This window comes from Falsihalocynthiibacter sp. CO-5D18 (genome assembly GCF_041205445.1).
Classification (GTDB): domain Bacteria; phylum Pseudomonadota; class Alphaproteobacteria; order Rhodobacterales; family Rhodobacteraceae; genus Falsihalocynthiibacter; species Falsihalocynthiibacter arcticus.
Genome location: NZ_JBGFCF010000001.1, coordinates 228,018 through 240,930, shown reverse-complemented (window position 1 = coordinate 240,930; position 12,913 = coordinate 228,018). Strand labels below are relative to the sequence as shown.

General features: G+C 55.6%; 7 protein-coding genes. 1 reads left to right on the top strand and 6 read right to left on the bottom strand.

The features are described from left to right. Nucleotides 1-4,383: a filamentous hemagglutinin N-terminal domain-containing protein gene (locus AB9F27_RS01105; protein ID WP_369757455.1), complete on the bottom strand. Its 4,383-nt coding sequence runs from the start codon at nucleotides 4,381-4,383 to the stop codon at nucleotides 1-3. Beyond that, nucleotides 4,343-5,998 carry a ShlB/FhaC/HecB family hemolysin secretion/activation protein gene (locus tag AB9F27_RS01100; protein ID WP_335583525.1) on the bottom strand — a complete coding sequence of 552 codons (1,656 nt, stop codon included), beginning with the start codon at nucleotides 5,996-5,998 and terminating at the stop codon, nucleotides 4,343-4,345. Before AB9F27_RS01100 ends, AB9F27_RS01105 begins: the two co-directional genes overlap by 41 nt. 344 nt (nucleotides 5,999-6,342) lie before the next feature. Between AB9F27_RS01100 and AB9F27_RS01095 the strand changes: the two genes are divergently transcribed. After that, the gene (locus AB9F27_RS01095) at nucleotides 6,343-7,356 is read left to right on the top strand and encodes a C-terminal binding protein (RefSeq protein ID WP_335583526.1); all 1,014 of its coding nucleotides are present in this window, start codon (nucleotides 6,343-6,345) and stop codon (nucleotides 7,354-7,356) included. Here AB9F27_RS01095 and AB9F27_RS01090 read toward each other — a convergent pair. The 4 genes from AB9F27_RS01090 to phnA are packed head-to-tail and all read right to left on the bottom strand — an operon-like array spanning nucleotide 7,353 to nucleotide 12,901. Beyond that, nucleotides 7,353-8,807: an FAD-dependent oxidoreductase gene (locus AB9F27_RS01090; protein ID WP_369757454.1), complete on the bottom strand. Its 1,455-nt coding sequence runs from the start codon at nucleotides 8,805-8,807 to the stop codon at nucleotides 7,353-7,355. The two genes, AB9F27_RS01095 and AB9F27_RS01090, sit on opposite strands and share 4 nt — an antisense overlap. Continuing rightward, the gene (locus AB9F27_RS01085) at nucleotides 8,804-10,159 is read right to left on the bottom strand and encodes an aspartate aminotransferase family protein (protein WP_335583528.1); all 1,356 of its coding nucleotides are present in this window, start codon (nucleotides 10,157-10,159) and stop codon (nucleotides 8,804-8,806) included. Before AB9F27_RS01085 ends, AB9F27_RS01090 begins: the two co-directional genes overlap by 4 nt. A 39-nt stretch (nucleotides 10,160-10,198) precedes the next feature. Continuing rightward, the gene (gene phnY / locus AB9F27_RS01080) at nucleotides 10,199-11,653 is read right to left on the bottom strand and encodes a phosphonoacetaldehyde dehydrogenase (protein WP_335583529.1); all 1,455 of its coding nucleotides are present in this window, start codon (nucleotides 11,651-11,653) and stop codon (nucleotides 10,199-10,201) included. 3 nt (nucleotides 11,654-11,656) lie between these two features. Further along, entirely contained in the window at nucleotides 11,657-12,901 is a 1,245-nt protein-coding gene (gene phnA / locus AB9F27_RS01075) for a phosphonoacetate hydrolase (RefSeq protein ID WP_335583530.1), read from the bottom strand. Nucleotides 12,902-12,913 lie beyond the last annotated feature (12 nt).

Sequence of the window (12,913 nt, the reverse complement as noted above, 5' to 3'; positions counted from 1 at the left end):
TTAAAGTCCAACAGCGCGCGAAAGTTGAATTCCAACATTGTCCACAGCAGCGGAGGCCGTCACAATCGTTTCTCGCTGAATGCTCGCCAACTCGGGGTCTTCAACCCGCACCAAAGAGATCACTTTGCGAATTTCGCTTGCAGCAGTGGCGAGGGCCGCAGTGGATTCACTCAACGCATCACGGCGAATGGCCCGACGCTCGGCGTCTGTTGTGGCATTGGCCAAACGGCTGGTGGCGCGGGTGCGTGCACGGTCGATATCCGCCCGTGCGGTTTGCACAATCTGCGCAACGTTTTCCATTCCCGGTGGCAAATCCGTGGCAATCGCATCCAGCTCATCCGCAAAATCATTCAGCGCATCGGACACACAGGCCAGATACTGATTAACGTCACCACTTTCGTCACAAGCACTCGTCGCTGAAACCAGCCCATCCGCGCTTGCTTGCGTCACTGACAATGCGGTCGCCGCCGACTGCGTGGTGACCGTTTGGATCGTCAATACACTTTGGGGGCCTTCACCGCCCACAATGATGTCCGTCGGATTTGGCAGCAAAAACTCAGGCACCACTGGTGGTGGAGCGACCGGCTCCGGTTTCGGATCTGGATCCGGTGGCGGCGGTGGTGGTGGTGGCGGTGGCGGCGGCGGCGGCGGTGGCGGCGGCGGTGGCGGCGGCGGTGGCGGCGGCGGTGCGGCTGTAATCGTTGCATCCCCTTCACGCGCAATGACTTGATAGATCACGTCCAGAGCACTGGTCAGCGCCGTTGTGGCCAACGTAAACACTTGCGGCCCAACCGAGGTTCCGCCGAACACCAGTGTGGTAAATAGCGTATCCAAATTTACACTATCGCCGTCCGGCCCAAAAACATAGGACCCAACTCCGCCATATACGGTGCCCGTCGTCGTAGCACTTGCCGTTTGCCCAAAGACAACCGTTACGGGATCAGGTTCAGCATAGATCACTGGCACAAGATTATACAAAACAGGATAGAAACCCGCCGCCCCCGGTGCCCAGTCGGTTATAGAAAACCCAGCACTCAGGCCCCCGAGGGTGGAGACGAAAAACTCTGTGTCTTGCAATTGCGCCGTCGTATATCCGGTCGCACCATCAGCAGACGCCGCAAATCCAGCCAGGTCACTATCAAAAAACACATCAACGAAGCCCAATAAATCATTGAAGTCACCCGAGAAACCAGAGTTCAACATGGGCGAGTCGGCAAGGGAGAGATCGCGTGCAGCGAAGCTTTCCGAGACGCTGCCGTATTGTTGACCTGCGAACAAGCCAACGTCGTAAAGATAGGACTGATAGCCAGCCGATGTGCCCGAAACGATGAGATCTCCGGTCGTATAGGACATGTCGATTGAGCCACCCAGATTGCTTCCCGTGTGGCCACCAATCACTTTGTCACCACCGCTGAAATCAACATAGATTTCGTTATTGGCGGCGGTCCGCATGATTATGCCTTGGTTCGCCCCTGCAAAACCACCGATGCTCGTGTCATTAAAACCGTAACTGCGGAGGGCGGTTGCAGTGTCGGATTGCGTGATCGTCCCGTCGTTCGCCCCAACAAATCCGCCAATCTCGCCCGTACCGTCATAGTCAACGGTCATACTGCCGCCAAGAGAACGCGTTTGGCCGATGGTGGCGTTGAAATCGGCGCGCCCAATGGCACCGCCTGCATTCAGGCTGGTTGTGCCGATGGATGTGACTGAAATATCGCCATACGAGAGGCCTCGTGTTAATGTGGATGTGCCCGACAAGTAGCCGACTTGGCCCCCAACATATAGCGAGTCAAGATTGGTATGGTCGGTCTGAATGTTAAAGGTTAAATCACCCCGAGAGGTGTTGTTGGTGAGGGTCGCATTCGGAGAGCCGAGGGCCGCATCGCCTAATGGCTCTGCATCGACAGCCCCTTCCCCAAGATCGTCATCCACATACCCCACAAGGCCACCAAAATACGCGTTGGCAAACAACGTCCCCGTTGCCGAGATATCGACATCGACGTTTGTATTGATCAAATCCCCACCAAACTGCGCGCCCACAGCGCCACCGACGGCGAGATTGTCGAGGCTCATAGGCAGAGTAATGCTACCAACCGCCGTCGAATTCTGGATCACGCCAGCACTTTCCCCAGCCAATCCGCCGAAACTACGGGGGCTTCCATTTCCAAAAAACGTGTCCTCCACGAGGATAGAAACATCGGCGCTGCTGTCCTCAATGATACCATTGTTATAGGCCGCCAAACCACCGGCGGCGCTGCCAACGGTTTGAATTGCCCCGTCAACATGCACGTTGCTGATTAGGCCGTCATTGTAGAGCGCCAAAATTGCCGCATTGGAACCAACCACTTCAACGCCGGTCAGGAACAAGTTCGAAATGGAACCCGTGGTTCCAATACCATACGCGAAGGCTGCGGAACTCGGGCCAGATTCATCAAACGAAGGCAAGATAAAAAGGTTACTGACCGTATGGCCGTTCCCATTCAAGGATCCGTCCACTGTGTTGATTGGGGAAAATCCTGAGCCATAGGTCGTGCGCCAAAACTCCGTACTGCTGGCGTCAATATCCCCTTGAAGAGCAAAATGCGCCGCTGAAGTATTGCCTGATGTTATCCCCTGCAAGCCATAGATATCGGCGATCATATAGGGATCGCTCTCAATACCCGTTCCACCCGTGGCGCGCACGAAGGTGGCAGCATAGCTATCCAGATAGAAGGAGGTTACGTCGATCGGGGTCAATGCCGCTCCGACCTCAATCCAATTCCCTCCGTCCACGTAAAGCGATTCCACGTCGATGCTGCTGGTGGCGGAATTGGAGATGACATCGCCTATCGCGTAGATTTGCAACCCGCCATTTTGCCCGTTAATCGCGCCGTTTAGCACGATATCAACGTCAGCCGTCAAATATAGGGAGGTACTCGTGGTCCAAGAAATATCGCCGTTGATGGTGATCGTCCCCGCACCCGGAGGGCCACTGCGCGAATTCGTCTCAATAGTGAGATTGCCAAACGCTAGGCTGCCTTCGACACCGACTGTGCCACCATAATCCCCGCCAGTACCTGAATTTATGGTCACATCGCCTGGATCTAAAAGCAGCATTCCCCATATGCCGTTTAGCGCACGGCGATCAGCGAACCCGCTATAGGCTAGCGTCTGACGACTGGAAACTTCGATAAAGCCGCCGTCCCCACCGATATCGCCGCCCCGCACAGACAAATCCCCAGCAAAACCCGTATTGACGTCGGACCAAAGCGCAATCCGCCCACCGTCGCCGTTCATAAGCCCGTCGGCAATAATCCGTGTCTCTGCATCCGCCGACAGCGTATCGGCGCGTGGCAAGGCACCCTCGCCCGCGAAATCGCCACCAATCCGCACCAAACCACCGCCGCCATTGCCGCTGGCATCCATCTGCGCGCCGTCTAGCACGATGTCTTGTCCGGTGATCGTAATCTCGCCGCCTGTGGTAGCTGCGTTGGCGTTGCTGGCACTGCGTGTGTTGACCGTGCCGGAAACGTTCACTCCGCCGCCACTGCCGCCGCCCAGCACAATGCTGCCATTGTGCACGGAAACTGACCGCGCTTCGGCCACGCCTGAAAGGTTGATCGCATTGCGCACCGCGTTACGCGCCGTCGCCGCCCGCATCTCGATTGAGCCGCCGTTGGCCTGCACCGCACCAGCGTTGTCAATCAACACGTCTGCGTCTTCGCCCGTCGGGAGAGCCACCTGCAAAAACTGGTCACCCGAAAAATCCAGCGTAATCCGCTCGCCCGAGCCAAAGGCAACCCGCCCCATCGGCACGGTCACAATCCCGTCGTTGCGGACGTGCCCTCCAAGCAGCGCGGCATAGCCTCCCCGCCCAATGGTGACGCGCCCTTGGTTGGTGACTGCGGCCGAATTGCCGTCGCCACTAAACCGCAATCTGCCGTTGTTGAAATCTTCGTTCGTCATATCCAACGTCGAGGCCACAAAACCCTGCGCATTTACCGCGCCATTTGGGCCAATAAAAATACCATTGGGATTGATCAGATAGACCGAGCCATTGGCCGTCAGATTGCCGTGAATGTCACTTGTGGTACTGCCCGTCACACGGTTCAAAGTCACACTATTCGCGTTGGGCTGAATGAAATTAACATCCGCGCCCGTGCCAATCGAGAAGCTCTGCCAATTTACGATGGCCGAGTTGGTCCCTTGGCGCACGGTCATGCCTGTGCCTGCGGTACTGATGTTTGCATTACCGCTGACCACCGTGCCGTTCTGGGGCAAGGCTTGCGCGAATACGACACTGGGCAAGCAAATACATACCGCCACGCTGGTGCGCAAAACCCCGCGCAAACGAGCGGCGAATTTAGAAGCGGGAATTGGCAGTAATGCTGAATCTGTAATCATCTGGTTTCCCATCGTCTCGGCTCCCTCTCCCAAACTCTATCCGCAAACTGTCGGATCGGAAGTTGGATTCATTTACTGTAAATAGATCGGTGCCAACACCATAAACAAACGCATTGACGCGGCTTTGTTCATAGAAGGTCGGCCTCTCGGTAAAGGCTTGTCCGAAACCGGCAAAAAGATAGGGGCTCGCCAAAAGCGGCGTCTCTCCTAGGCTGACTTGGCGAAGGGTCGAGACTTCTGCATGCAGAACCCAACCACTGTCGCCCCGAAGCTCGCCGGAATCAAACGCCGACAATTCGGTCGGACCTACCAAACTAAACTGTTCTGATGTTGGTAGCGGATCGCCAAACGACGTTTGGAACCGCCCATAGACAGCCACCATCACAGATTCAGACAAGTTGCTCAAATACGAAAATGCGCCGTTCAACTTGGTAAAGATCGCATTGGCACCCGCGCGTGACGGCGCATATCCCGCATCGCCCTCGACCCGTGCTCCAAAGGCGTCTATGCCCTGCGACACGGTCAGACCCAGAAAACTCGTCGCGCCACTATCGTGAATTTTCGAGACGGTACCGCCGAGGCGCAAAATTGAGAGCCGATCTTCGTATATCTGCGGCCCACTTCTCAATGATTGCTGATCCGTCTGCATATCCAACGCAAACAGCCCCGACACATTCAAATCAAGCGACCGTATAAAGGGATAAGCGAGGCGCACCGCATTGCGCTCAAAGGTGGATTGCGTTGGGAAAAAGGCGACGTCCGGGTTTGTTTCGCTCTGGGTCGCCTCAACGTTTATCGTTAATCCGGAATATCCCAGCGGCACCACAGCCCCGATGGCAAAAATACGATTGCGCGGATCAGACGTTTCCATCGCCCCCGGTGCGCCCGACAAACGGGCATAAAAAGTCTCGCCGAACTTAAACGGGCTATTGATCTCAAAGCCCATATTCAGGCTATTGCCCCCTAAATCTTCGCCATAGGGGTTCCCAAATCCGATAAAACCAGTGAACGGCCTAAACTCAGGATCCAACGCAATGATCGCGCCGCCCTCTAGCTCCCCTGCGGCCAGTGCCGACTGCAAAGCCACCCCGGGCATATCGCCCGCCAACAGCAGCTGACTTTCAAGTTCCGCACGCGTAAGGCCGGGCTGATCCACCAATGGGGCCGTCAACAACTCAAGGCGCGCACGGATATTGGGTGCAACATTTGTTGAATCAATCGCTTCGATAAAGCCGTTAACAACCGTGACCTTCAGCCTGCCCCCGTTGTTCAAGGTTTGCTGTGGTAACACGACGCGCGCCAAAACATATCCGGCGTTGGCATAGGCCGCCTCAAGATCGGCGGTCGCCTCGAACAGTTCAGATACGGGAATGCGGCCACGCGTCAACCGCGCTTCGAACGCCGCGTTTTCCTTTGCCATCTGGCGCAAACCATCCTGCAAATCCACCCCAGACAGGGTGATCTCAATCTTTTCTGATCCCGCAGGAGCCTCGGTTCCCGACTGCCCTGAAAAAACAATTGCGCCCGTTAACCGCTGCAGCGGGGGCTGAAATGTGTCGGGTGTGATCTCACTGGCCGTCTGCGCCAACGCCTGCGCCCCTACCAGGCACGTCATGAAAAGGCACACAAGGAATTTGCTTTTGCGAACCCAGGTCACGCAAGTCTGAAATACCACAGCGCACCACCCTTGGAAAATTGAATTTTAATTATTAACATTGTTATACAAACAATTAGTACTTTGCATCCCTAAATCTCGCGTCGGATAGCAACCTCAGCACCAGAACGAACGTTAAGGTTCCATATCTTCCTCAAGGGTCTCGAAGTTCGGTCCAGCGTTGGCATTTTTACGCGCCATTCCACGGGCACATATAGGACAAGCATATGGACCGATCACATTTTTGTATTTGAGCAATTGTTAAATGGGTGAATTATACCAGCTTCGATTTTGAAAGGTTGACCATGAGAATTGTAAGAACCGACAGCGAATTACAAACACCCTATTTGGATCAAGCCTTGATTGCGGCGGGCCACGAATTGGTGCTTCTTCCTGATGCGACGACCCCTCAGAATCTCATTGCAGCCCTAAAAGACGCCGACCTTCTCCTCATGTGCTATACGCCGATCACGCGCCACATTTTGGAAAATGCGCCCATGCTTAAAGGCATCGTGAAATACGGCGTCGGAATTGACGCAATAGATATTCCTGCCGCGATTGAGCACGGCGTGACGGTGGTAAACATTCCCGAATACGCAGAAGAAACGGTGGCCGAAGGCGCTTTTGCTATGTTGATCGCCCTCGCCAAGCGGCTCCCCCATTTGAACCAGCACATGAACAGCGAAGGCTGGGCGTGGCCGGAACCGACGTGGATGGGCTCAGATATTGCCGGCAAAACCGTGGGAATTATCGGACTCGGGAAAATCGGGCGCAGCATGGCGCGCATGGCAGGGCAAGGCTTTAACGCCCGTGTCATCGCCTATAGCCCCCATACTTCGGCGCAGGACATGCAAGAAATCGGTGTAGAAAAGATCGACGAATTACAGGCAATGTTGGCGCAGAGCGATTTTGTCACCATTCACAGCGTCCTGAATGATGATACGCTCCACTTGGTCGGTGAGGCCGAATTGCGGGCTATGAAAAGCACTGCGTTTCTGGTGAATGTCTCGCGTGGCGCAATTGTTGATGAACAAGCGTTGGTGCGGGCCATCGAGGAGAAATGGATCGCGGGGGCTGGCCTTGATGTTTATTCCCAAGAGCCGCTCGCGCGCGAGCGGCACCCGATGAGCGCCCTTTTCAATCGCCCGAATGTCATCCTCTCGCCGCATCTCACGTTCTATACGGAGGGGGCGATGGAGCGGTTAGAAGCGGAAACCCTAGAGCGGTGTTTTGAGGTGCTTGAAGGGCGCGATGTGTTGGTGAAATCTACAGACCCCCGATTGCGCGCCCAATCCCAAGGCGTTGTTTTCGAAAATTAATCCTGCGTTGGCTTGCGCCGCGCCGTTTGTAAGTAGCCCTCATAGTCCATCAGTTCTGCTTCGATCCTTTGGGCGTCCCACCCCCGATTGGGAGCCAGTTTTTCGGCGATCCCACGGGCGGAGTCGCGCCCCTGATCGGCGTCCCACGCAAGGCCCATCCTGCGCGACAGAACGTCAGTCAAGCTTTGCGCACATTCGGCGTCAACCCTCCCCAGACCCGCGCCAAATTGCATATCTTGCGGCGCGACGGACGGCTGAATGTTGGCCCTAATCTTCTGAACAACTCGCCGCGCGACACGCCGATGGGTCATGATCGCGCCTCCCGTCAAGGCAAACATACCCTCCATTCCGTGGGACGCCATGTCGTGGATTTTAATCTCGCGACTGCCCAAAGCTTCCTGTGGATCATATGTTAGCGGATTGACCCCCGCCCAACTATACAAGACATCCGAACGCCCCAAATTCAGGTCGGGCATCACGCGGTTAGTTTCGGCAAGTATCCAGTCGATTTCCTGATCCGAGGCCGAAATATCGCTGGCATCGCCCGTGAACGGCGTACGCGTCAGGCCCACGTAATGAATGCCGCGCCACGGCAGGCAATAGAGCGGTTCGCCAAGGCTGTTGTAGGTAAAAACGCCATGATCGACAAAAGCCTCTGGCAGTTGAATCGCGATGTGGATGCCCTTGATCCCCTGACAGATTTTCCCCACTGGATCGCCCGTAAACTGATGCACCGCATCAACCCAAGCGCCCGAAAAATTAAGCACTGTTTGCGCGGTCACCTTGGCCTGTTCCCCGTCGGACTTTCGCAAATTCAACTGCCACTGGTTACCCTCGCGGTGCAACGCCGTCACTTGGGTATAGTTGCGAATGTCGGCCCCCATCCGACGCGCATCCAATAAGGCATCCAGCGCAATTCGTTCGGGCCAGTCGAAAATATACTCCCGAAACACCACAAGCCCGCGCAGTTTTTCAGGCGTACGCAACCATGGATAAATCGGGATTTTCTGCATTTCGGAAGGGCGATACCGGCGATACTCAAGCGGCACACCCCGCGGACTTGCCAACCTCAGAGCCGCAAAGGCGAGATCAAGAAGCCACGCGGGATAGGGATCATCCTTGTAAATTGGCAAGCAAAATTTCATCGCTTTAACCTGCTCAGGAAGGGTGGCGACCAACTCGTCCCGCGCCAACATATCTTCGCGCACTGTCGCGAGCGCGCGCATCAACCGCAGGGGATGACGCAACAGATCGCGCAACCGATCACCATTCGCCAAATGACGCAGCCCACAATGCAACAAGCGACTGGACCGACTGGTGGCCCCATTGGCAAAGTCGTCTTTTTCCACGACCAAAACGCGGTACCCCGCCGCACTCAAATGCTGTGCCGCACTCGCGCCATTGATGCCGCCACCGATAATCGCGACGTCGAAATGGGCCTCGTCCGTCAAGCCGCCTCCTTGATCGCCGTCACCACAATATCCAATGCGCGATCAAGATCGGCCTTTGCGATGGTGAGGGGCGGCGAAAGGGTAAGGACACAACCTTGACTGATTTTAAAGCTCAACCCGGCTTCAAGGCAGGCATAATAAATTCGTTCGGCGCGCGCATTGCCTTGGGTTTTCGCGGCGCGGTCCTCAACGATCTCTACGCCAAACATCAAGCCACGCCCCCGTATATCGCCAACGATTTGCACATCCCCAAGGCGGTCTTGCAACTGCGCCATCGCGTAATCGCCAAGTTCGGCCGCACGCGCAACAAGTCCCTCTTCCTCGATGATTTGAATGGTCGTGAGGGCGGCGCGCGCAGTCACGGGGTTTTTCTCGTGGGTATAATGGCCGATGGCAAAATCGCCGCAAACATCCAATTCACGTCGTGCAACACAGGCCGCAATCGGAAGAATTCCCCCGCCCAAAGCTTTGCCCATCGTGACAATATCGGGGATGACATCGTCGTGCTCAAAGGCAAACATTTTGCCCGTTTTGCCCAAGCCCGTTGGGATTTCATCGAAAATCAGCAAGGCGCCATGACGATGACAGGCCTCGCGGACGACCTTCCAAAATCCAGGCGGCGGCACATAAGGCACGGCCCGCATTGGCTCGGCGATTACGGCGGCGACGTCGCCTTCCCGTTCCAAAACATATTCGACCATCTGCGCGCAGGCCAAGCCGCAAACATCCGGCCCCGCGTGATTATACGGGCAGCGATAACAGGCAAATGGCGCGACGTGTTCGGTGCCCGACAAAAGCGGTCCGGCGATGTGGCTGCGGAAGGTTGCTTCGCCGCCGACACTCGCCGCGCCCAACCCCGCGCCGTGAAATGCATCCCAAAACGACACGGTTTTGAACCGCCCCGTTGCCGCACGCGCGATCTTTAACGCGACTTCATTTGCGTCCGACCCGCCCGTGGTAAACAGTGTTTTACACAAATCCCCCGGTGCGATTTCGGCAATTTTTTCGGCCAATTCGACGGCGGGATCATTGGTAAAACGACGCGGTGCAAAGGGCAGATCATCCAGCTGCTTTTTGATTGCCGCCACCAATTTCGGGTGGCCATATCCGATGTGATGCACCGAATTTCCGTGGAAATCCATATAGCGCCGCCCGTCCATGTCCTCGATCCAAATCCCTTCGGCCTTGGCGATTGTGCTCACACAGGGGCTCGACAGACTTTGATGCAGAAAAGCATTTGAATCCCTCTCAAGCAATGGCGCGGACCGCGGACCGATCGATTTTTTCAACCAAGCTTGGCGGGCGTCTGATGTGTTTGACTCGCCTTCAGTGTGGACAATCTTTTTGGACATGGGACCTCAATTGGGAAAAACGAGACAGATGATTTGACGTTATTCAGGCCACGGCAGGGAGTAGGTTTTGACGTTAGTAAAGAATTTCATCGCCTCGATCACGCCCTCCTTAACCGCATTACCGCTGTCTTTGATGCCGCCAAAGGGGGACATTTCGATACGATAACCGGGTTGCTCCCAAATGTTACAGGTGCCGACATCAAGACCGTTGATATAGGCAATCGCGCGGTTTAAATCATTGGTACAGACACCGGAACTCAGGCCGAAATTCGTGGAGTTTGAAATCCGCATGACCTCGGTGTCATCGTCGGGAACACGGACGATGGGCACGATGGGGCCAAAGGTTTCCTCCATCACCAACTCGCTGTCATGGCGCACGTGGTCAATCACAATGGGCGGAAGAAGTGCGCCTTGACGGCCGGGATGGTAAAGTATCTTCGCACCTTCCTTCTCCGCCATGAACACACGTTTTTCAAAGAGTTCTGCCGCCTCTGCATGGATCACGCAGCCCAGTTCCGTTTCGGGATCTTGGGGATCGCCAAACTTCACCGCTTTGGCCTTGGCCAGAACCATCGGCACGAATTTATCCGCCACAGACTCTTGAACCAGAATGCGTTTGATCGCGGTACAGCGTTGGCCAGAGTTGCCAATCGCTCCCGCGACGGCAATCGACGCGGCTTTTTCGAGGTCTTCATCAGACAGGTCATTGCAAACGATAAACGGGTCATTGCCACCCAATTCCAACGCCAGACGTTTATAGCCCGCTTTGGCTGCAATCAGTTTACCCACGGGCACGCCGCCCGTAAATGTGACGATATCGATGTTCTCGTTCACCATCATTTCTTCGCCGATATCCTTGGGCCACCCCGTAACAATCTGGAGCATTTCGTGCGGTAATCCGGCCTCATAGAGGATATCCGCCAGCGCAATCGCGGTGAGGGGCGTCAGCTCAGTGGGCTTAAGGACCATGCAATTGTTGGTAGCAATCGAGGGCGCTATTTTATGGCTGACCATGTTGAGCGGGTGGTTGAACGGGGTGATCGCCGAAATCGCCCGCACGGGTTCGCGCTTGGTAAAAATCTTGCGCGGTTTGCCGTTATGCGTCAAGTCACAGGAGAAAATCTCGCCGTCATCCACCAGCGCCTGTTGCGCGGCAAATAGATACACATCCTGCGCGCGTTTGGTTTCATAAATCGCATGTTGGTGGCAAATCCCCAACTCAAGCGTCAACCATTTCGCAAGATAATCGCGCCGCTCTCCAATCAGCTCCCCCGTCCGCCGCAAAATCTGGCTGCGCTCATAGCGGCTCAATTTAGGGGTGTAGTTTGCCGCAATCTCGAACGCACGTTTTGCATGTTCGGCCGTGCCCGCAGGAACAGAGCCAACCACCTCGTTTGTGAAAGGATAGTGAACGGGGATCACATCGTCGGTAAAGACAATTTCGCCCCCGATGCGCATGCCTTCGTTGCGGATTTCAGATTTGAGAACGGCCATTTTTTAAAGGGCCGCCGCTGTAGTGGCGTAAAAGAACGCATCAAAATTGCGCAAAACGGGACGTTCAGGCAGCGGCAAGACACGGTTGCAAATGAAGGGAACCTCTTGTTCGGTTAACCCACCGTGGCTGCGCAGCGGTTCCTTGAGCGCGGCCAAATCATGGCGATGCTCCGAGGTTCCGATGCAAATATTCTCGCCCGAAACCAAAATAATGTCGCCAATACGATCACTTGGCAGTTCAAACCGCGCAACCGCGTCAGCGTTGGTCAGAACATCGGTGATACCCTTCGTCGCGCGCAGCTTGGCCATGATATCGGCCTGATCGGCACCCTCTGGCAAATACGCTGTAGCGAAGGACCCCAAGGCGCCGTGGTGCACAACATAGGGGTCGGTGATTGGCAGGATCAAACGCGCCGCCGCTTCGCCAAGCCACTCATCGAGTAGGTCCTGAACATAGACCACCGCAGGCGATCCATCGGCGAGGTGTTTTGGCTTCATTCCATGATCGGCCGTAACCACAATCGCCGCGCCCATGGCATCAAGTTCGGTCAGGTATTTGTCGAACATTTCGTAGAATGCTTTGGCTTCGGGCTGATGCGGGGCGTATTTATGTTGCACAAAATCGGTCGTGGTCAGGTACATCACATCGGGCTTCCACTCACGCAGAAGCTTGACCCCTGCTGCGAAAACAAACTCAGACAATTCGGCGGAATAGACATTAGGTTGCTCCATACCGAGCCATTTGCTCGCGGCTTCCTGACCATGCTCGGCCTGTGTGGAGGTATCGGATTTCTCGGCTGAAAAGCACTTGGCGCGGTCGTCCTCAAACGTCAGGCCCGCCCCTAAAAGCGCGCGCAATTTATCCTTTGCGGTGACAATCGCAACCCGCGCACCGGCATCATAAAACGTCTTGAAAATGGTGGGCGCGCGCAGGAAACGCACGTCGTTCATCATGACTTCTTCGCCGGTTTCCGGCTCGTACAAATAGTTGCCGCAAATGCCATGCACAACAGGCGGGCGTCCCGTTGCGATGGACAGATTATTGGGGTTGGTGAACGACGGGATCACGGAATGCGCCAACCTGTCAGTGCCTGTTTCGCGCATCCGTTTGAGGGTTGGCATCAAACCGTCGGCGATAGCGACCTCCAGATATTCCGGCTCGCAACCGTCCAGACAAATGGCGATGGCGCAGGTTTTGGGAACGGGGTACGCGCGCCCATTGACGACGATGGGAGATTGAATGGTCATGTGGTATTTCCT